The 20,684-nt window shown below is 57.6% G+C and carries 15 protein-coding genes and 1 pseudogene; 1 reads left to right on the top strand and 15 read right to left on the bottom strand.

What is annotated here, in order from left to right; translation table 11 throughout:
- Positions 1–611: 611 nt before the first annotated feature.
- From IF803_RS29025 to IF803_RS29000, 6 genes are all read right to left on the bottom strand, one after another.
- On the bottom strand, positions 612–1,001 hold the full coding sequence (locus IF803_RS29025) for a transposase (RefSeq protein WP_461194422.1): 390 nt from the start codon (positions 999–1,001) through the stop codon (positions 612–614).
- A 62-nt stretch (positions 1,002–1,063) separates the two neighbouring features.
- Positions 1,064–1,357: a hypothetical protein gene (locus tag IF803_RS29020; protein WP_461194421.1), complete on the bottom strand. Its 294-nt coding sequence runs from the start codon at positions 1,355–1,357 to the stop codon at positions 1,064–1,066.
- Between the two features lie 622 nt (positions 1,358–1,979).
- The gene (locus IF803_RS29015; RefSeq protein WP_461194419.1) at positions 1,980–3,401 is read right to left on the bottom strand and encodes a M20 family metallopeptidase; all 1,422 of its coding nucleotides are present in this window, start codon (positions 3,399–3,401) and stop codon (positions 1,980–1,982) included.
- 75 nt (positions 3,402–3,476) lie between these two features.
- Positions 3,477–4,166 carry an aspartate/glutamate racemase family protein gene (locus IF803_RS29010; RefSeq protein WP_461194418.1) on the bottom strand — a complete coding sequence of 230 codons (690 nt, stop codon included), beginning with the start codon at positions 4,164–4,166 and terminating at the stop codon, positions 3,477–3,479.
- 308 nt (positions 4,167–4,474) lie between these two features.
- Entirely contained in the window at positions 4,475–5,527 is a 1,053-nt protein-coding gene (locus tag IF803_RS29005) for an extracellular solute-binding protein (RefSeq protein ID WP_461194416.1), read from the bottom strand.
- Between the two features lie 730 nt (positions 5,528–6,257).
- Positions 6,258–7,436 (bottom strand): M24 family metallopeptidase, encoded by a 1,179-nt coding sequence (locus IF803_RS29000; protein ID WP_461194415.1) that lies wholly within the window; start codon positions 7,434–7,436, stop codon positions 6,258–6,260.
- Positions 7,437–8,121: 685 nt separating this feature from the next.
- Here IF803_RS29000 and IF803_RS28995 point away from each other — a divergent pair.
- Positions 8,122–8,598, top strand: coding sequence for an Lrp/AsnC family transcriptional regulator (locus tag IF803_RS28995; RefSeq protein ID WP_461194412.1), 477 nt, complete (start codon positions 8,122–8,124; stop codon positions 8,596–8,598).
- Positions 8,599–8,791: 193 nt separating this feature from the next.
- On the opposite strand, the gene IF803_RS28990 is transcribed toward IF803_RS28995, so the two are convergent.
- The 9 genes and pseudogenes from IF803_RS28990 to folD form a co-directional block, all read right to left on the bottom strand.
- Positions 8,792–9,205, bottom strand: coding sequence for a hypothetical protein (locus IF803_RS28990; protein WP_461194411.1), 414 nt, complete (start codon positions 9,203–9,205; stop codon positions 8,792–8,794).
- A 5-nt stretch (positions 9,206–9,210) separates the two neighbouring features.
- Positions 9,211–10,779 (bottom strand): hypothetical protein, encoded by a 1,569-nt coding sequence (locus IF803_RS28985; RefSeq protein ID WP_461194409.1) that lies wholly within the window; start codon positions 10,777–10,779, stop codon positions 9,211–9,213.
- A gap of 25 nt (positions 10,780–10,804) precedes the next feature.
- Positions 10,805–10,969, bottom strand: a complete 165-nt coding sequence (locus IF803_RS28980) for a hypothetical protein (protein ID WP_461194408.1) — start codon at positions 10,967–10,969, stop codon at positions 10,805–10,807.
- Positions 10,942–12,759, bottom strand: coding sequence for a hypothetical protein (locus tag IF803_RS28975; RefSeq protein WP_461194407.1), 1,818 nt, complete (start codon positions 12,757–12,759; stop codon positions 10,942–10,944). The genes IF803_RS28980 and IF803_RS28975 overlap by 28 nt, the downstream gene beginning before the upstream one ends.
- Positions 12,752–13,498 (bottom strand): hypothetical protein, encoded by a 747-nt coding sequence (locus tag IF803_RS28970; protein WP_461194405.1) that lies wholly within the window; start codon positions 13,496–13,498, stop codon positions 12,752–12,754. Before IF803_RS28970 ends, IF803_RS28975 begins: the two co-directional genes overlap by 8 nt.
- Positions 13,495–13,824: pseudogene (locus IF803_RS28965) on the bottom strand (Wadjet anti-phage system protein JetD domain-containing protein); the annotation flags it as partial. The gene IF803_RS28970 and the pseudogene IF803_RS28965, both read right to left, overlap by 4 nt.
- 933 nt (positions 13,825–14,757) lie before the next feature.
- Positions 14,758–15,621, bottom strand: coding sequence for a formyltetrahydrofolate deformylase (gene purU / locus IF803_RS28960; RefSeq protein ID WP_461194404.1), 864 nt, complete (start codon positions 15,619–15,621; stop codon positions 14,758–14,760).
- Between the two features lie 59 nt (positions 15,622–15,680).
- Positions 15,681–18,188: a GcvT family protein gene (locus IF803_RS28955; RefSeq protein ID WP_461194403.1), complete on the bottom strand. Its 2,508-nt coding sequence runs from the start codon at positions 18,186–18,188 to the stop codon at positions 15,681–15,683.
- An 863-nt stretch (positions 18,189–19,051) separates the two neighbouring features.
- Entirely contained in the window at positions 19,052–20,014 is a 963-nt protein-coding gene (gene folD, locus IF803_RS28950; RefSeq protein WP_461194402.1) for a bifunctional methylenetetrahydrofolate dehydrogenase/methenyltetrahydrofolate cyclohydrolase FolD, read from the bottom strand.
- Positions 20,015–20,684 lie beyond the last annotated feature (670 nt).

The following is a 20,684-nucleotide window of genomic DNA, read 5'->3' as shown; positions in this document are numbered from 1 at the left end:
AGCGCCGTCAAGGTTGCGGTTGGAGCAGGCTTGAGCGCGCAGGATTTCCGCACGCGACGAGCCCGCCCATCGATCAGGGCCGTTGGCGACGACACATTGTGGTTGACGTTGCATGCCGAACTCGTTGCAGGTGACGTTTGACCGGCGGACGCTCATCATTCGATAGGTGACGTGTTCCTTTGTTTAGATCAATTACTAGCACTGGTAGTTGACCAGAGAGGATGGCTTGCGGCGATCCTGACAATCACAACATGTTCACGTCGTGCGGCAGACTCCAAATGCGCTCGCGTTCTATCGGTCAAATCGCCACATCGAGCTCATCGCGCTGATCAATGTTGATCATGCTGTCGTCGTGGTTCTTGCGGAATCCGCGCTTAGTCGCGGGCACGGCGACAACCCCGACAGACAAAAGTGATCAACTGTCGGGTTCATGGCTCTTTCTGGTCTCAATGCAGGAGCACCGATGATGGCGCTCGAGAGGTGTGGCATCTCGATGTGAAGAGCGCGGTGCGTAAAGCCTGCAGGGACGACTTCGAGATTGCCAAGAACCTTCGTCCCGGCAGGGGCCGCCTGTTCCGCCGACGGCGGATCTGTGTTGGTTTAAGACTGGTTCATGCGGTGCGCATCTCTGCCTGGAGCTCGGTGCCATCGGTCCAGATTGCATGGAGGATGGTAGCCATTTTGCGAGCGACGGCACAACCTTCGCTATTGTTCGCCGATGCGCGTTTGGCCAGCTTGCAGCCCCAGCACTTGAGCGCAGAGCCTTGCCTGACAATGGTCAGCAGGGCGTTCGCGGCCTCGAACAGATAAGTTCGAACCTGGTAGTTGCCGCGCTTGGAGATGCCGCCAGTGCGATCGATCTCGGCGGATTGATAACGTCTTGGTGTCAGGCCGAGATAGGCACCAACATCGGCGGAACGTCTGAAGCGAGCGGGGTTGTCCATGGTAACGACGAAGGCCAGAGCGGTCAGGGGACGATGGGAACGGTCATCATTCGCCAAACAGTTTGCTCGCCTTTCGCCATCGCCAGGAAGTTGTTGATCAAATTTTTTAGTTTGCTCGGTCAGACAGGACTGGGCAAGGAGCAGCGGCGCGAACCATCTTGCAAATCCGGCACTTCAACGAGGACGGCGTTTACTTTGCGAGCCAGGTTGGTCGAACCGGCCTTGCCGAGCACTATTCCCAGCCCCTTACACAGACCACGCATCTTGTTGTCGAGGTCGCGCCGCAGATTCACCAGCTTGGTTCTAGTCGCCAGCATCGAACGGGTTTCCAGCTTTCCGCCCCCTTCCATCCCATGCGGGCCTTTTCGGGCCACCCCCTTGGCATCGTTCTGATCCGATTTGTTGATGTGCATCGATAACGCCAGATCACCCGAAAGCCCAGCGTCCTGAGTTGGCGCCAAAGCCAATTGGACAGCGAGCCGGTTTCAAAAACGATCCGTTCAGCATTGCCGGCTGCCGCCGCAAGGTCACGCCGCCGTCTGGTCCAAACGCAAATGCTGGCTTCTTCCATAGGGATGTCCAGATCAACGTACTGCTTAATAGCGCTGCTCCCTTTCGATAATCTGCTGAGGCCGATCCTACCGACCCTCATGTACTCAAGCAGACGTCAGCCGCGATTACGCCGTGTGAAGAATGCCGATCGGCTTGAGAGAGGGGCAGAAGTTGCCTCCATGAGGTATTCGATTTTGCAGAACATCCGGGTCTTGCAGGCAGGCCCGCCGTGATCCGACTCTCGAACGTGCGATCGCCAGGCTCGACAAGTTCGATCTGGACGATGTTGCGTACGTCACAAATGACCAGGCCGAAACCAGCGTGCAGTTCGAGCTTATCAGCGCCCCACGAAGGCTATTCGCCGATTCGCCAGTGATATCTCGTCGGACCCATTAGCCCAAGCGCAGCAATTCGCCGCTCTGGTCGCATTCGTCGTGGACCGTGAGGTGCCGTTGCAGATTGTCTAAGCATTCTAACCGCGCATCAACGCGCGGCTATCTCAAGTGGTGGTACAATCTCATCTGTAATCGGGTTTTTGAATGGGTTCTTGGCGCGAAACGCTTTAAACTCTTTCCTGGCTGCGGTCAGAAGGCCGATGTCGCTGAAAATGTCGACAGCAACACCGGCCATGGCCTTCGCTGCGTGTGTCAATCCCTTGTGTGCCGCCGGCATCTTGCCCTGCGCCACAAGTTGCCAGGAATGTACGGGCGTTCCTACCGCAAAACAGGCCACCCGACACTGCACCGTCGGTACAACCCAGCTGACGGTACCTACATCCGTCGAGCCGACCAGATGTTCGCTAACGTAGTCCAGAGGAAAGATTCTTTCACTCAACGATTCACCTTCTTGTGGGCTCATGCCATAACGAGCGTACGCTGTCCGAATGTCCTCAGCAGAAAATGTCTTCTGGACTTGCGCGGCATAGGCATGATCAGCTGCATCAAAGCTCGGCCCGCCAAGCCTAAGGAGATTAGCCTGCATAATCTCCTCGAGCGGACGGTTACCAACAAGATTTGCCTCGCCCGAGAGCTGCTTCACTTCCACGCGCGTTTCCGTCATGAGTGCGGCGCCTTGCGCAATGTTCTTTACCCTGCCGACTAGATCCCACATGTCGTTGAGGTTGAGAGCCCGAATGAGCTGGCGCACGGAAGCGCGAGCCTGCACGACGTTCGGCGCGTTACCCCCAGTGTCAGTGATCGCATAGTGGACGCGCGCTGAAGATGGCATGTGCTCTCGCATGTAGTTTACGCCGACATTCATCAACTCGACCGCATCGAGCGCGCTTCGTCCGAGATGCGGCGCTACCGCCGCATGGGACGCGCGGCCATCGAAAGTGAAATCGATCTCCACGCAAGCCAGCGATGTCGGCTTGAATACTCCCGTGAAATCGGCCGGGTGCCAAGAGATTGCTATGTCGACATCAGAAAAAACGCCAGCTCGCACCATGAACCCTTTACCAGAGCCATTTTCCTCCGCAGGACATCCATAGTAGCGTACGCGGCCCTTCTGGCCTGTTGCCGCCAGCCAGTCCTTGATTGCCGTGGCTGCAAGTAATGCCGCCGACCCGAGCATATTGTGGCCGCATCCGTGCCCATTGCCTCCAGGAATTAGCGGCTTGCGAACCACAACGCCGGCTTCCTGACTCAACCCGGGAAGTGCGTCGAATTCTCCCAGAATGGCGACGACTGGACCATCTTTGCCGGCTTCGCCCATTAGCGCTGTCGGTAAGCCGGCAACATTAGTTTGAACTCGAAAGCCCTGCGCCCGCAAGATTTCCTGGTGCGCCGCCGAGGCAGCACGTTCCTGAAAGTTTAGCTCCGGTTTTTCCCAAATATCGTCACTGAGCTTATGGAACGCGGGAGCCTTCTCCTCCGCGATGTGCCAGATGGCATCGGAATTTCTCATTTTTCGTCCGTCCTCGGCTTTGCCCACTTTCGAACCCGCGGCGCAAGAGAGTAGTCTTCCCTGTTAATTCGCTTCTTAAGCTGCAATACTGTAACCGCTCATCAAGAGTTTCGCGTTCGTCACGGCATCATACACGGGCAAACCCGTCTGCTCGCGCACCTCCTGGGCCACAACTGGAAATCCCGTGCATTCAAATAGTATCGCCTCGACGTCCTCATTTCGCGTACGTAGGAGCGCGATGGCGGCAAGCACATCTTTGGTCAGCTGCGGTACCGTGTAGTCATTCTCAGGCCGCGACATTGCTTTCCATGTTTCAGAATTTTCAATACCGGCAACCACAACGCGGTCATAGGATCGAAGTCCGGCAAGTTTCAGCAGATCGGAAGTCAGTGGTCGGGAGTCGAAGGTCAATATGCCAATGCGGCCCTTGATCGTCACATCTAGATAGGGCAGGAGCAGCAAGGAGGACATCGACACTGGTACTGACAACGCCTGTGCCATTGCCTTCTGGTACTTGATCGTAAATCCGCAATTGCTCGTGATCGCGATTGCGCCGTCACGCACCAATTCTCTCGCCGCGCTTATGTACGCGGCTTCCATTTTGTCGTCTTCACCGCCAAAAACGACATTCTTGGTCCAAGCACCCGAAACCTGGCGGCAAATCGTCGAAAATGAAAATGTAGCAGGATTGCTGAGCGATCCGGCCATGGTCTGCGGCCTATTCTGTAACTGCAATATACCGAGCGCGCCGCTTTTCCTTGTCATGTCACTTTGCTCCGAGCATTTCGATTTCCATGACACTTTCATCAACCGAAGAGTGTCATCTCTCGCCCCAAATATTAATCGGGGCCCAGATCTAAATCTAACCGATATAAGGCGTCGCTGGCAGAGTTTCTGCACCCGATCGGCCGAACACGAGGCTTTCATCTCATCGACTGTCGGGAAGGCGAAAAAGCAGCACATTGAGACGCTTGTTACGCCAAGAACACCACGGTCGCCGGGGCGCCAGCCGTTAGCAGCGCTACGCGCACTGTGAAGATTGCACGAACACGAGGCGCTACTGAGCCCCCCACTCATCTTCGAAGTATCTTATTGAACTGCTCGATCCGCGCGCTGCGGGTTGCGATCCACTTGTCCCACTCGACTTTCCTTTTCAGGGCATTGCGCTCAGGCGAATTGAAGAGGAGGTCCTTGCTGAGTTCTTCGGTCAATTTCACATCGGTCGTTACGCCATACCGGAGCGCCTCGGGCAGCCCTAGCATGCCTTGTTCGGAGAGTAGCTGCTCAGCGAAGGCGTGTGCGGCTTCCGGATGCTTCATTCCCTTGACAACGTTGATATAGACGGGGACCGAGTAAATGCCTTTGTGCGGGACAACGGTGACGATGGGAACGCCCTTCGTGCGCAGTTCATGGGCGCGGCCATCCCAGAAGATGCCCGCTTGCGCTTCTTCGTTTTGGAACATCTGCAGCTCGGCGACGGTTGCCTGCGCAAGCGCGACAATGTTCGGCTTCGCGGCGGCCAATATCTTGAATGCTGGCTCCATATCCGAAATCGAGCCGCCATTTTCCTCGGCTATGCCAAGAAGGTATAGGCTGGCGGTGTCGAGGGTCGGAGCCGGAATGACCACGCGGCCGGCCAAATCCGCCCGGGCAATATCCGAGTACGAGGTAAGCGGCTGTTTGATGTATTTTGAGTTGTAGACGGGAACGACGGACGAGACGCTGAATGGCACACCGTAATCGCCGAATTCGCGAAACCCGGGAAGAATCCGATTGATGTTTGGAACGTCCGACGCCTTGACCTCTTCGATGACGCGGGCCTTAAGGAGCTCGACCATGTAAGCACTATCCGCCATAAACATGTCGTATGGGGGATTGTCCTTATTTGCGATCAGCTTAACGAGGTCCGCTGCTTGAGTGCCGGCGATGAATTGAACTTTTAGCCCGCATTTCTCTTCGAGCGGCGCGGCCACACTCTTTGTAAGAGCTTCATCCCATGCACCGCCGTATCCGTTTACACGCAATGTCGTGCCGACAAATTTTTTCGACTGAGCCTTGACGTGGGGTGCGGTCAGAACGCTAGCCGCAGCCGCTGCAACGGATTTAATAAGTGTTCGCCTTTTCATTCCCTCCGATTTCCTCTGTTTTGCTCCTCTTAGTGAAGAGGACGAATACTCCCTTGACAAACGGGTCCCATGACAACCTGGGCAACAATTTCCAATCTCTTTGAGTTTGAGCGAGCCGGAAGGCGGGGATCAACTCACGCACCTCGCTGCCGCTGGCTATTAGCCTCTTGAGCCTCATGCCGAACATCTTCGATGCGGAACTCGCAACCTCAGATGCAAACAGGACACGCGGAAACAGCGCCGCACGCAGGAACTATGAAATGCTCGCCGCGATGAGCGCCAGAACCGAGCCCTAACCGCAGTGAGGCGTTCAACACCTATGGTGGGATCTGCAGAGCTCAATCACCTCTCGCCTATTTTGAATCTGGAGCGTTTAGCCAGCTTCTCTCCCAGAGAGATTACCGGGCTCAAGATCCGCATTTCACCAATATGAGGTCAACGCCGCAGAATTTCTGCGCTTGTTTGGCGTAGTGCGCAGCTTTTATCACACCGTTCTTTAACCTATCCCCGCTCAGGCGACCGGGTTTGGAATGATCCGCCCAATGGCGCAATGTGCGGCGCCACTCACTCGCTTACAGAGTTTCTGGCGCCTCGCGTTCTCATCGGCATCAGCAGATACATCCACGCCGGCGCTATGGCCATTGACCCCGATTGAACCGCGACGCTTCGGCGGCAGCGGGACCGCCGCCGAAATACAGCGCTGTTATGGCTGCGAGCGACACTTGGTCCGCTATTTAATGAACAGGATACGCGGTGTCGAAGTCAGGGGTTCGTGGCCCGTTTCGGTCACGGCAAACGGCTGCGTGATGGCGACGCTCCTATCGTCCATCCACAGACCAGGCATCATATGGAAACACATGCCTGGCTGAAGGACCGTTTCGTCTCCCTTGCGAAGATTCGCAGTGCGCTCCGCTACCGAGGGTGGATAACCGATTCCAATCGGATAACCGAGCCTTCCCTCTTTCTCAAGTCCATGACGGGCGAGTACTTGCGCGAAGGCACCGTGGACCTCTGAGCAGGTGCGACCAGGACGGACACTTTCGAGGCCCGCATTCAGGGCTTCGATCGCGATCTCGGAGAATCTCTCGTAGGCGGGGGACGGCTTTCCGATACAAATCGTACGGCTTACATTGATCTGGTAGCGAAGCCGATTCCCGTGAACTTCGACATTGATCGTTGCAGAAGGTGGCAGCACTTTGTCTGTCCACGCGGAGTGCGGCGCGAGAGCGCGTTCGCCAACACAAAGATGCAGGGCCGAGGAATCGTAGCTGCCTCCGAATTCAGGTGTACCCGAAATCTGCTGGTGATAGACGGCAGCCGCAAGATCGCATTCGCGTACACCGGGCTCTGCGGTGTCGATCGCCCGCTTTAGCATCGCATCGCCGATGCGACCAGCTTGACGCATTAGAGACACTTCTGCTGGACTCTTCGTGAGGCGGATCCAATTGACCAGCAAGTCGGCGTCTACGAACTCAGCCTTCGGCAGTGCTCTGACAAGATCAGCATGCGCGCGCGCGGAGTAGTAAAAGCCTCCCATCTCCACGCCAATTTTTGCCTTTTCATTACCTATTTCCTTTACAACGCCCGCCATGAAGTCATACGCCGACAAGGTGGGCGAGTTTACATACTCATCCGGAAAGGCCCTGACGTTATCCTCTGCCAGGTAAGTCGTTATTTTTGCCGAGATGCGGTCCATGAACCGCGTGATAAAAATGGGTTCGACGTGATTAAGCGCCACGATCGCGATTTGTGGAGTATAGAAAGAATAGGCGTCGTAGCCAGTTAGATAATTCAGGTTGGGAGGCTCAGACACGAGCAGAATATCGATACCGCGCTTGGACATCTCTCGTTTCACGGCCGCAACGCGCTCATCGAATTCGGCCCGCTCAAAGTGCAGTATTTTTTCCATGCTGATGTGCCTCAAGCTGGTGATTATATGGCTTCGGGCCCGCAACCTTCCCAAGGCGTGCGGACGTAGTTATCGGACTGGAACTCATCCACGAGCTCCCACGGTATCCAAACCCTCAGGCTATAGTAGCACCTCGCCGTTTTCCTGCTTTAAGAACGCAGACACGCACAATTTCTGCGTGGTTTTCGAGTTGCTCGTTAGATGGCGATCAATGAGCCTCACAAAGCAGCTGATGCAAGAGGAGGTACTTGGCCCGGCATCACTCGCTGCCGTGTGCACGGGTCGCTCCCCTCTCCACTGAGCGAATGTGAACACCCCTTCGAAGTTGCAAAGAGGTCCTGTGGGCGATCGGCTATTGGCTGCTAAGTTTGCAAGCCGATGTGAGCCCTATTTTCTGCGCCAGTCACCGGCTGTTTTGAGCGTGCGCCGTGGCAGCTTCGCCAACATTGGTCAACCGAGTAGCGGCGCGAGACTCGGCCGAGATGTACGTCAACAAGAGGCGTGCCGTTTCGAAAACTCTCAATACATTCTGCCCTAACCAAAAATCTAGCGCGCCCCCCGTTGAATTTACCTATTTATTCAGGATACTGGTGTCACAAAAAGATTTACGTCGCGGTTTTCTGCCGTTGGGACGATTTCCTGCATTCGGCGGGCATTTTGAGCGAGATCCGCCCGGGAGGCGATTATGCAATACGATCGGATAGACGCGCGCATCCTCGAGCTCGTGCAAAAAAACAATCGTCTAACTTCCGAGGTTATCGGTGAACTGGCCGGGCTCTCAGCTACCGCTTGTCAACGACGACTGAAGAGGCTCCGTTCGGATGGCATCATCGAGGCCGATGTCTCGATCGTCTCCCCGAAGGCCGTGGGAAACCCCATTCAGATGCTTGTGCTCGTGAGCCTGGAACGGGAGCGCGCCGATATCATCGACAGGTTCAAGAAGGCGATCAAATCGTCAGCTGAAGTGGTCAATGGATTTTACGTCACCGGCGATGCGGACTTCGTACTCTACATTACCGCTCGTAGCATGGAAGATTATGAACAATTCACTCGGCGATTCTTCTACGAAAATCCGGACATAAAGGGGGTCAAAACGATGGTCATAATGGACCGCGTTAAGGCCGGCTTTGCCGTACCAATTGAGATTCCGTCAGAGGGTTGACAACTGGTGTGCGGACACCGAAAGAGTGACTCGATTCCTCTATAAGAGCGACTCGATTTCCGCCTTTAAGAGTGAATCGATTTTATAGGTCGCTGATGTCGCTCAGTTATTTCGCCGGATTTTTTTGCCCGCCCAAGCGAGCGCGAAGGAGTCGAGGGGAGTCGTTTTCGACTTTGCGCGACGTCAAATCCGGCTAGGTGGTGCCCTTCGCGGATTTCTTCGCCGGCGATTTACGCCGAGTGGGCTTCGCCGGCTGCGCATTGCCACCTTGATGTCGCTTCCGCCCCCTCTGCGTCGCGACTGCCGGGGAGATCCGGTTGCCGGGGATCTTCACTACCAGCACGCCGCGACGAACGCCGTCATCGAGGAAGTCGCCCACGGCCGCCCTGTGCAAGGCGCTGATGTGCTGTCCGGCGCTTCGGGTCCTTGTCAGATCCAGCGCCATCAGCATTCCCAAGGGGACGTTCGTGTTCTGGTACGCCGCGGTCTGCTCTCCGTAACTGTCGAGCAGAGCATCGAAGGAGCAGTCGTCCGACTCCCGCTTGATCTCGGTGATGATCCGGACGCGCCCCAAATCATGAAAGACATCCGCGCGCCCCGCAGCCACTCCCCTCACTTCGTCGTGCGTACCCAGCTTCGAAGAGCGAAGGAATCGTAAATAGTCCTGCTGTAACTCTTTCTCGAGGGGCGTGCTACCGTCCGGATTCTCGAACAGGTAGCGCCCATGGGATCTTGGGCCGCCGTTGCGTCGAGGCGGAACTCGAGAAAGAGCAAGGTTTTCAGGGCGAGCGCCAGGAAGTCCGCCCTGACCTCATCATACTTCGCGAACGATTCCACTTCCGCGAATTCGATCCTTACTGCCTCAAGACACTCCATGATCGCATGAGAGATTTTACTGCTCTCGATCTCATGGATCCTAGCTACCGCAATAGACGCGGCATCGAATGCGCCGAACTCCTTTGCCCTTTCTTGTAGTGCGGCGAGCAGCGGGCTTCCGCTCGTCGCATCAAGAGGGTTTGGCGGCTGCCGTCCCGCGATGTAGTCATCGACGAGGCCTATCAGCTCGGCCGCTGCCGCCGCCTTGTCGGACGTTGCATTCTCGGACAGCCACCGCCGCAGCGCCAACGCGTGCGCTTGGTTGTGCAAGAGGTTGGACTGGATTCGTGGAGAAACGATTGCCTCGACTCCGCCGGCCCGCTGTCCGCCCAAGATCGTCCGGCTCGCCGTGTACACAGTGAGCAACTCTTCTTCGATGATCTTGATGCCGTCGAGCCAGACGGCTTGGTCGATCTCGTCAGCAAGGCGCGCCAGGCGCAAGCCGAGCGAAGCCCACGCGGCGATCTGAGCACCACGCGATCCCAGCAGGGGATTGTCGTCGGATCCGCACACGTATGCGGAATGGGCGAACGCCTCCCGCTTGAGCGCGACTACCCATTCGCCCATCTCGGAGGCGGGACGGCGCTGATAGAAGCCTTCCAGCAGACTGATGGCGATCGAGAAGGCCTTTGCGTCAGACCGGGCCTCTCTGGCCGCAGCGGCCGAGTCGAACGAGAGGCGAGCGACGCCCATCAGCTCTTTGGCTCCCGCGGGGTTTCTCTCCTTCAGCGCCTCGCCCACATTGTACAGACCCAATTCGAAGTTCGCGTCGTCCGCGGCTTCTTCGACCTTAACGACGTCCCTAAGAAACTCGATGATTCCTTCGTGAGGCTCTTCGGAATGAAGAAATCCACCGACCCTGGCCGCGTGCGCCAAATAGAACGGATCATCATCCAGACGTGCGCTCGCAATTGACGACGCAAGCCTGAGCGCCCGGCGCGGCTTGTTGCGCTTCAGTATGAGGGCGCCGAGAAGCGCGGCGGTGCGCACGGTGACGGTGGCGCTGCCATCTTGAGACAGACTAAGCCAGTGGTCGAAGATGCCTTCCTCCAGATCGTCCGACAGTCGGTTCGTCTGAAGCACTTCGACAAGAGAGTTAAGCCTGAAGTCGTCGTGAACGCGCGCTATCACCCGCGCGGCAAACTGCTGGGCCGCCGGTTCATCACCGGCCTCCTCCAAAGCGATTTCGACGAACTCGGCGGAAAATCTGCTGGCCGAAATCACGTCGACGGCCGAAGCAACGACGGAAAGTCCGCCGAAGTCGGCCAACGTCGGCGAATGCCCCCGCTCGAGCAGGGTCGTCATGGTCTGTTCTAAGGGTTCCATCGCGTCACCAGAGATACTCGTCGCCCTCAGCGTAGCGCAAGTTGCTGCAAGGGACACGCTCTCGGATGGCCGGCTTGTCGATCCCGGTAATGAAAATCTGCAGATGAGGCAGCTCGGTCGCGAGTTCCGCCAAGCCCGCGATCAGCTTCTCATAGTCCGGTGCCACCATCTCGTTGGCGCCGGGAGAGTCGACGAGAAGCAGGCCGGGATGACGACCAACGCCCTGGTCTCGGCGATCTTGAGGATCGCAAGCGTGGCCGCCACCTTGAGACGCACCTTCTCGCCGGCCGTTTGGGCCGAGAAGTAAGATTGCTGTCCGCCCTTTATGAGCTTCATGCGCGTGGCGCCATCGATAGAGAGCCTTTCGAGGTTCTCGATGCCGAACCGCCTGGCATAGTTGGTCGTCAGTTCGGAAACCCGCGCTAGTATCGCCTCTTGATCCGGCTTCATCAGATCCTTGGCAACGGTCTCCGCCGCCGAGAGGATGTCACGGTCGTCGCCTTCGATTTCGCGAGCCATGGCCACCGGACGACGAAGCTCCTCGATTTGAGCCTCCAGCCTGATGCAGTCGCGTTCGGCTTCCAGGTGCGGCTGCGGATCTTCAACCGCCTGCTCTGCCTCTCGGCATGCGCGCTCCGCCGCAAGCAAACGCGCTTCCTGATCGACGACGTCTCGATCGGCGGACTGCGCGCGGTCGTCTTGCGCTTCCCACTCAGACTTCGCCTCCGCAACCGCGCCGACGAGTCGCTCCTCTTCGGCGGCGACGAGACCCTCGGCCTGAGGTCTGTCCGGCGTGCCGCAAACCGCACATACATGCTGCTCCTCGGTCTTTTTCCGATGCTGTTCCGTGATCACCTCGTCGCAACTCGGACGGCATTCCGGCTTCAGAGCACGGAAGATGAAACCTGCGTCTCTCGATTCCTTGAACTCCCGGAGTTCCCGTCGGGCGCGGTCATAGCTTTCCTTTGCCGCCGATGCGTCCGCGTCGACCGCCGTTCGCACGATCTTCAGGCGGCGCAACCGCTCTTCACAAGCGGTATATCTGACGTTTGCGGTCCGAACCGCCTGGCGCAATTCCCGCGCGCTCGGCTTCGACTGGATCCGCTTCCTGGCTTCTTCTAGGCTTTTCTCCAGCTCGGCGATCCTCGCTTCGGCCTGCGTGCGGACACGCTTCTGCATCTCGTCAGCCTGCCGCGTCTCATGGCTCAGCCGACCGACCGCCGCGGTCAGATCATTCCGCGTTCCCACCAAGGGCATGCCGACGAACATTTGCATCATCCGCAGCGGCATCGCGGCGAGTGGCGTAGATCCGAACAACGCGCCGGGATCGGGCTCGATCGTCATGGCGGTCGAGAGCCACGGCCAATCGTGATCCTGGTCGATCGATTTCCCGTCGCGCACGGTGTGATTTGTTAGCCTTTCTAATCCAAGTTCACTCATGAAGAACTCGGACATCACCTCTTCGAACTCGTCCTCCGACGCGAACATGCGCACCGGGATTTCCCGCTCCTCCTCGAACCGTATCAACTTGCCCTCGGACCTCACGGCATCGGAGAGGCGAACCTCATATGACCGCTCGTCCAAGGTGAATCGGAGGCTTACAACGGCGAACCACTCCGTCATCTCGGACGGGAGGGAGCGACGTCCGGTCAGACACCATCTCATGATGTACAGGAGGGTCGTCTTGCCTCGCAGATTCCGGCCGGACAAGATGGCGTGCAATCCAGGGCCGAGATCCGTCCACTCGAAATCAATGGGCGTCTGCACGCCTACCGATTTCTGGCCCTTGAAGACGACCGACCGAATGGTCAGCCTTCGTGGGATCGCGATTTCGGCCCTAGGCTTAATGTTGTAGCGCTCCAGGACTCGCCTGACGTCGGCGGGGGTCCGCTTCGACTTCGACGCGATGTTTTCGACCCAGTCTCCGCTCGTCTCCTTGGGCTTCCGCCGCTCAGCCATTCGCAGCCTCCAATGCATCGGCAAGACGCTTGCGAACGCGTTCCGCGATCGTGGGAATCAGATCTCGGCGCCTGGTCTCATGGTATTCCTTCTGCTCATGCTGCCGCTGCTTCAGGGCCGCGCCGCCCCTGCCGTCGGCCATTTCGAGCACTAAGCGCACCCTAGATTCGTACCAACTAAATTCCGGCAGTTCGGCAACGATCCGCTTGACGAGCTCGAAGGCTCCTTTGCTCACGAGGAAATCGCGATGATTGGCGGCCTTGCCCAGCGGCTTCGTCCTGGGGGTCACCAGCCCGCGCGCCTTTAGGTGTGCGATCGCGGTATCGATCGGTTCATAGGCTCCGAAATAGCTCCGCAACATCGGGACGCGGCGGAGATCCGGCTCTTCGTCTTCGAAAATCCGGCGAGCCGTATCAAGATATCGTTTTGTACCGGTCGCTTCGTATTTCGCGAGGAGCTCGTCGGCCAGGTAGTCGGGATAGCGAATCCAGAAATCGAGTGCTTGGAGCTTCACTTCCCCATCGAAGACGCCGACGTCGTTCGGAAAACTCTCGTCCGAAAAGGATTCGCAGCCCCTTACCAAGATGAAGAGGAGCCCGAGTGCATTGCGATAGTAGTCAGCCTTCGCCATCGAGGTTGAAATCGGCCATGGTAGAGGTGACGCGCCGTTTACACGAGCTTGCAACTTGCTGATCTCATGGGTTGAATCGTAAGACAAGCCCTCCATGCGTCGCATCATGGAAGCTCGCAAAAAAGTTTCGAGGCCAAGCTTGGATCAGCATCTGCCGGCTGGCCCGATTTCTCAGCAAGCTCCTTGGTCATCAGGTGCGGTTGCGGCCCCCGGGGCAGGTTTTCCTCCAGGTAGCGGAAAATGCGCACGCCGCCACCATCCACATCGCCCCAGTGAAGAAACGGCACGTCGGCCGGCACAGTCGCCAGAATCTTTGCTAGAAGCTCGATGACCCCCGCCGCCGGGAAGCCGCCGGCGTAGACGACCAGGCTGCCGCCCTCTATCTCACGGACTTGCCGATTGAAGCTCGCATAGTTCTCGATCGTCAGGATCGCCGTCGGACGCTCCGTTTCAACGGCGAATCAATGCTCGCGCGATTTCGCCGTTGGCCGAAACTGCGCTTCCTATTCAAGGTACCCTGCAATCACGGTTAATGCGATTTTGATATTACCAGGCACCTAGGCCGGATTTCCTCAATAAGAGGTCTATTCCGCCTGATTGCGCGCCTGCCGGACTAATGGGAAACTTTCACGACCGGCTTCGAGCGGCGCTAGAGAGTTCAAGTAAACAGAACAAGGGGCAGGTCTAGCTTTGCAGTGCCTTGATGCAGCGCGCCGGTCTGCGCTCGCAGAGAGCCGCGAGCAGGTGCTTGAACGCCGGCGATCCTGTCTGTGCTGCTCGGGCGATTGAGAGAAGACGACGATGCGAGCACTTCTTCCGAGATTCGGGGGCCGATCGCGAGTTCCTCCACCAATGTATCTATTTCGGGAGCCTAGAGCGCCGGGAAGCCTGTGGCCCTGATCTTCGACGCGCTCAACAAAAAGCTACTCTCTGTCTGCAGCGCAAAGCGCGCATTTTGTTCACGAATGATCGATCGACAGGACCAAGAATGTCTGGGAAGGACGTCACAACGCCCCGATTTGGATACTGACCTGCTGGCTATCGTTTAGGAAAGTTCATAACGTCACGGCCCACTCGGCAGGCAGCCTTTTGGAAGGATACAAACGTTACCGCAGACCATCCGGATAATGATCCCGAGACCGCGCCGTCTCGCCGCAAGCTCGCCCCGAGCAACGAAAATGCATCCAATTTGTCTTTCTTGGCAGCCTTGTCGCTGTGCTCAATATGTGAAAAGTCCGCGTGGCCCCGATCCCACGCCTTTAACGCGCGCTCATAACCAAATATGTCTACCTCCTGGCGCGCCTCGAAAAGCTTTACTGCGGCACTATCGTCGCACCGGCCGGGCAAGTTGGGGCGCAATGCTCCGGTCAGCCGGTGAAGACGACAGTCTTCTTTCCATTCAGCACAACTCGATCCTCGAGATGATGGCGCACGGCACGCGCAAGTACGCGCCGCTCGATGTCGCGGCCTTTACGGATGAGATCGTCCGGCGTGTCACGATGCGAGATCCGTTCGACATCCTGCTCGATGATCGGTCCCTCGTCGAGATCGGAGGTTACATAATGCGCTGTCGCGCCGATCAACTTGACGCCTCGCTCATGAGCCTGGTGATAGGGCTTGGCGCCCTTGAAGCCTGGCAAAAAGGAGTGGTGAATGTTGATGCAGCGACCTGCCAATTTCGCTGAGAAGCCGTCCGACAGAATCTGCATGTAGCGCGCGAGAACAACTAGATCCGTACTGGTCTCCTGTACCAATTCCCACGTTCGCGCCTCCTGCTCCATCTTCGTCTGCTTGGTGACCGGCAAATGGAAGAACGGCAGTTCGCCCAGATCGGTAGAGACCAGATGTTCGCGGCTGTGGTTAGAAACAATTGCCGTTACCTCCATTGGCAATTCACCGATACGCCAGCGATAAAGCAAATCGGCCAGACAATGATCGAATTTGGAAACCAGGAGCATTACACGTTTTTTTGCGGAGCTCCGCCGCAACGTGAATGTCATGGCGAAACGCTTGGCGAGTTCCTCGATTGATGCAGAAATCTCCGCTTCTGAGGTCGCTTGCTCGAGACGACCGAAGACAACGCGCATGAAAAAGTGGCCAGTTTCAGTATCGTCGAACTGCTGAGCATCGAGGATGCTGCAGCCAGCGTCGAACAGAAGGCTAGAAACCGCCGATACGATCCCTGGACGATCGGGGCAGGACAAGGCAAGGATCATGGAATGGTCGCACATAGCAGTCACCGCCCCGCGCCGGCGCCTCGTAAACTACACAGAAAAGCAGGATGTAAGAGTCATCCCTGAGACCGTGCTCTAAGCAGCTCCGGAGCGATGAGGCCTTCAGAATTGCGCCATTCGCCCTTCACTCGCGTGCGATTGGTATCGTAGAAGGCGCGAAGGGAGGCGATGGCAGCGTGTCTTTCGCCAGAGATCTCGATTTCGAAAGTCCCTTGTGACAGCCATTCGGCGCTTACCCCGCTCTCGGAGTGGAGATACCCCATGCCGACGCCACAGCCCAGGGTGTGGCCGAAGCCGGCAGAGCGCAGGTAGCCCACGAGCAATCCATCGCGCCAGACTGGCTCTGTTCCGAACATGAGCGGCACCGCACGAGGTGCGGCTAGCTGCACAAGGCGCCGGCGCGGAACCTTGCCGCGCTGTGATTCGAGCACCGCCCGTCCGATGAAATCCTCAGCCTTATTCCAGCCGATCGTGAATCCCAGTCCCGCTTCGAGCGGCGAATCTTCATCACTCACGTCCGCACCCCAGTCGCGATAACCCGCCTCCAGACGCAACGTGTTGAGTGCCACGTAACCAGCGTGGCGCAGATCGAGATCGCGTCCGGCAGCGATCAGCGCATCATAGATCCCTAGCGCCTGATCGGTTGGGATGTGTAGCTCCCATCCAAGTTCTCCGACAAAGGTCATGCGGAAAGCGAGAGCCATGCCATAGCCGATCTCGATTTCTCGGGCCGTCGCGAAAGAAAATGCAGCGTCAGAGAAATCCGCCGGGCTCACGCGCATGAGCAGTTCTCGCGAACGTGGCCCCATGACGGAAATGCATGCGTAGCCCGACGACACGTCAGTGACAAACACGTGACCCGCACTTTTGGCATGCATTCGCAGCCAGGCGAGATCCCGCATCCGCTGCACAGCCGCGGTGACCACCAGGAACTCCTCATCGTCCGTTCGTGCGATCGTGACATCGGACTCCATACCCCCTCGCTGATTGAGCCACGGCGTGTACACGATACGGCCCACGGGAACGTCGACGTCGTTGGTGGAGAGGCGCTGAAGAACGGAGAGCGCATCACGGCCCTGCACCAGCAGATGCGCGAAGGAGGTTTGATCAAATAGCGTGACCCCAGAACGGGTTGCCTCGTGCTCGGCACCGCTCGCCTCGAACCAGTCGTCGCGAGCAAATGTGGCATGGGCATTCGCCGGCGCTTCAGAGGCGCCAAACCATTGCGCCCGCTCCCACCCAGCAGCCTCGCCGAACTTCGCGCCGGCAGCTGCCAGCCGATCATGGAGCGGCGAGGCCCGCACGTTACGGGCGGTGACAGGCGACTTGTGAGGCCAGTGCAACGCGTAAAGGAGCCCAACCGCCTCGCCCGTTCGATCGCGCAAATATCGGCGATTGCGCTGGAATGGCATCGCGCGTCGGACGTCCATTTCCCAATAGTCATTGGCGGGCATGCCCGTTGACATCCACTCGGCCATGACTTTGCCGGCGCCCCCGGAAGACTCGATGCCGCACGAATTGAAGCCCGAGGCGACATAGAGGCCAGCGATATCGGGTGCAGGCCCTAATAGAAACCGATTGTCGGGCGTGAAGCTCTCGGGGCCATTAAAACTCAGCTGCAGCCCCGCATTTTCGAGCACCGGCATCCGCCGCAGGGCATTCGCGAGGTGAGGCTCAATATGTTCCAAGTCGTCAGGCAGCGATTCGAAGCTGAATTCACGGGGGATACCCTCCATGCCCCAAGGCTTGCCGTTATGCTCAAAGAAGCCTACCAACAATTTTCCCGTATCTTCTTTTGCATAGAAGCACGCGTCGAGGTCACGCACTGTGGGAGTTTCGGGCGACAAACCCGCAATGGACTCCGTCACAACGTAAAAATGCTCGGCCGCATGCAACGGCACGGTCCAATTAAGATCGGCAGCCAACGTCCGGCTCCACATCCCCGCGCAGATGACGACTTTTTCGGTGCGGATGTCGCCGTGCGCAGTTTGGACGCCGGCGATTCGACCCTTCTCGACCACGATGCGCGTCACTGGCACGCGCTCCAAAATTTTTGCCCCCCCTTGCCGAGCGCCAGCCGCGAACGCGCGCGCCGTGTCCACCGGACTGGTCTTGCCATCGGAGGCAATCCATGCCGCGCCAAGTACATCTGCCACATCGAGCAACGGTACACGTCGCTTGGCCTCGGCGGCGTCGATCATCTCGACATCTAGACCAAAGGAGCGCCCCATCGACGCACCTCGCTTCAGCTCCTCAAGCCGAGCGGACGTCGTCGCGACCGTGATCGACCCACATTGCCGAAAGCCGGTGTGCTGGCCGGTCAGTTCCTCGAGTTCTCGGAACAACCCCGCAGTGTACTGGGCCAGCTTCGCCATGTTCTCGCTGGCTCGAAGCTGAGTGACCAGTCCCGCCGCGTGCCAGGTCGTACCGCAGGTCAGCTGATCGCGTTCGAGTAGCAGAACGTCGCGATGCCCAAGTCGCGTGAGGTGAAAGGCAATAGACAGACCGATAATACCACCACCGACAATGACGTATTCCGCATGGGAAGGAAGCTTGCTTTGCATTAAACGACTCAGAAAAATGACTGCAGGTGGACCTGGGAGCGGCCCAGGATCAGCGTGGCGAAATGCTTAATGTGATCGGTTCGAGATTGGCTAGGCGACTCAACACGCAACATTCGACCTGGATGCCGTTTCCGGCGCATGCGCGATAAGCGACTCGTCCGACCTCGAGCGGCTGTGGCTCGCTCTTGCGCTTGATAAGTGATGCCACTTCGCGCGATAAGGTGTCCGGAGTGCACGAAACTCTGCAAAATTTGCCCTCCCTCGCACGCGTCTTGATCCGTGCATTGTTCCGCAGAACACGCCAATCATTCGCGCGTATACTATCGGGCCTGAGATCTGAAACTAAACAAGATAGACCTTCACGGAGCTGAAATTCTGCGCCAGATCGCCAAAACGCGATGCTTTTGTATCGTCAACGTCGGCGCTGGCGTGAGCAGTTGACGCGTGCGCGCGCGCGCGAGAGAGAGAGAGAGAGAGAGAGAGAGAGAGAGAGAGAGAGAGAGAGGAAGACTGGAAGACCTAGAAGCGGCCTTGTACGCGAATGACGGTCCAATCCCCATCCAAACGAGAGCGACCCAAATATCAGGGACCGCTGAATCGGCGGAAACGGGAGTTCACAAATTGAGCGCGGATCGCCGACAATAAGCCGAATGCCGATCCTGTAATCCGAGAGGCTGTTGGCGCCTTGCCCCCGCGGTAGCAATTATCCTGCCGACGGGATTATTACACACTCGAACGAGTTGGACCTGATACTGCTATCAGTCCAAGCGGAATCGTCTTGGAAACGGCAGCAGCAACTGCTTAGCGGCATCGGCTATCAATTAGCTCAAATATCACAAAGGTCGCGTCGCCCCCATGTAGCGTCATGAAGTGGCTCCGTGTCTTTCACAGACACGCTTTCGTACGTCCTTGTCGGAGCCAGCATGGCCAAACGTGGCCTCAGGATTGGTCACCAACGACAAGCCGCGGCGCGACACCGCTGCATTTACGGTATTGGTGAGCAAGTAGGCGACAGTCATGGGCCCTACACCGCCAGGGACAGGAGTTATGTAGCTTGCGCGCTTACTCGCTTCCGCGAACGCTACATCCCCGACAATCCTGGCAGCACCGGTCGAATCGATCGCACGATTAACGCCGACATCAATGACAATCGCACCCGGCTTGATCCAATCACCCCGGACCAGTTCCGGGCAACCGGCGGCAGCGATGACAATGTCGGCTCTTCGACAGAGATCCGGGAGGTTGCGCGTCTGGACCTGCGCCCCTGTCACAGTGCAACCGGCATCGCCGAGCATAAGTGCCAGAGGTTTTCCGACGATATTCGAGCGACCGATGGCGACGACGTCAAGCCCGCTCAAGTCATTCACGACAGTCTTGATGAGATGGATAACCCCAAGTGGAGTGCAGGGGGCGAGAGCTGGTCGACCCGCCGCTAACCTTCCAGCATTGTAAGGATGAAAGCCGTCCACATCCTTGACTGGATTGATGGCCTCCAACACGCGCCAACGGTCGATGTGCTCGGGCAGCGGAAGCTGAACGAGGATGCCATCGATGGAATCGTCAAGGTTGAGGTCCGCGATCAACTCAATTAGCTCGACTTCATCGACGTTGTTCGGCAGCAAGAATTGCTGAGACTTAAAGCCAACGGCCTGCGCCTGTCTGGCCTTCGCTTTCACGTAAACCGAGCTGGCCGGATCCCTACCGACCAGCACCACGGCCAAGCCTGGGGTAACATTGCATTGGGCTTGAAGCATGGCCACGGCCTGCACGACGCTAACCCGCAGGTCCTCGGCAATGGCATTCCCGTCAATTCGGATAGCATTCATGAGTGATTTCTAGAGTGTCCATCGAGGTAAGTTGGTGAGTCATCGACGAGAGGACGCCAAGGATTACTAAATCGCTGCGCTCCAACGATCGCCGGTCGCCCTGTGCGACGTTTCGCTTTTGCTGCATGAACACGGGGCACTCATCAACTGTCAGAAACATTCGACCTCAACTGTGCCAAACGGATTATCTAGCGAACACGCGCCCGCAGAAACCGCTAGCGTAAATTCAGATTAAGGTCATCGCCCATGTACTTCGTGAGCGTGACCATGTACGTGCAAGTATCCGTTGTGCCGTCATCGACAGAGTTAATCTGTCTCCTGGTGATGACCTTCTCCTTTCGCTCAAGAAGCGCCCGATCGGCGCAGAGATCTCCAAGACTCGCGACGACAACAATGGCTGGCTTTGCGCTTAGGACTATTCCCATCCCGTGCAGAGAGTACCGAACACCTAGAGTCGAAATTCCACATTGTCTTCGGCGTCGACTTCGAAATTCTGCGACTACTTTGGAGAATTCGTCGTCCTTTTCGTTTGGTCCTCATTTTCTTGCCTATGTACGCGGGCAAGGCGCGGGAGACGGATGCCGCTTCCAGGCGTGGCTCAAAGAACGGGCCTGCGACGGCGCAAACCGCTGCTCTCGAATCTATTCACTCCCTCGAAGAACTTAATGAC

It is taken from the genome of Bradyrhizobium sp. UFLA06-06, from assembly GCF_054820065.1.
This window is presented reverse-complemented; position numbering and strand designations above follow the sequence as displayed.

Coding starts and splice junctions, on each gene's coding strand:
- IF803_RS29000 (WP_461194415.1), bottom strand. CDS start 7,436: ATGGAAAAAATACTGCACTTTGAGCGGGCCGAATTCGATGAGCGCGTT.
- IF803_RS28980 (WP_461194408.1), bottom strand. CDS start 10,969: ATGGTGGCACCGGACTATGAGAAGCTGATCGCGGGCTTGGCGGAACTC.
- IF803_RS28975 (WP_461194407.1), bottom strand. CDS start 12,759: ATGGCTGAGCGGCGGAAGCCCAAGGAGACGAGCGGAGACTGGGTCGAA.
- IF803_RS28970 (WP_461194405.1), bottom strand. CDS start 13,498: ATGATGCGACGCATGGAGGGCTTGTCTTACGATTCAACCCATGAGATC.
- IF803_RS28995 (WP_461194412.1), top strand. CDS start 8,122: ATGCAATACGATCGGATAGACGCGCGCATCCTCGAGCTCGTGCAAAAA.
- IF803_RS28955 (WP_461194403.1), bottom strand. CDS start 18,188: ATGCAAAGCAAGCTTCCTTCCCATGCGGAATACGTCATTGTCGGTGGT.
- folD (WP_461194402.1), bottom strand. CDS start 20,014: ATGAATGCTATCCGAATTGACGGGAATGCCATTGCCGAGGACCTGCGG.
- IF803_RS29020 (WP_461194421.1), bottom strand. CDS start 1,357: ATGCACATCAACAAATCGGATCAGAACGATGCCAAGGGGGTGGCCCGA.
- IF803_RS29010 (WP_461194418.1), bottom strand. CDS start 4,166: ATGACAAGGAAAAGCGGCGCGCTCGGTATATTGCAGTTACAGAATAGG.
- purU (WP_461194404.1), bottom strand. CDS start 15,621: ATGTGCGACCATTCCATGATCCTTGCCTTGTCCTGCCCCGATCGTCCA.
- IF803_RS29005 (WP_461194416.1), bottom strand. CDS start 5,527: ATGAAAAGGCGAACACTTATTAAATCCGTTGCAGCGGCTGCGGCTAGC.
- IF803_RS28985 (WP_461194409.1), bottom strand. CDS start 10,779: ATGACGACCCTGCTCGAGCGGGGGCATTCGCCGACGTTGGCCGACTTC.
- IF803_RS29015 (WP_461194419.1), bottom strand. CDS start 3,401: ATGAGAAATTCCGATGCCATCTGGCACATCGCGGAGGAGAAGGCTCCC.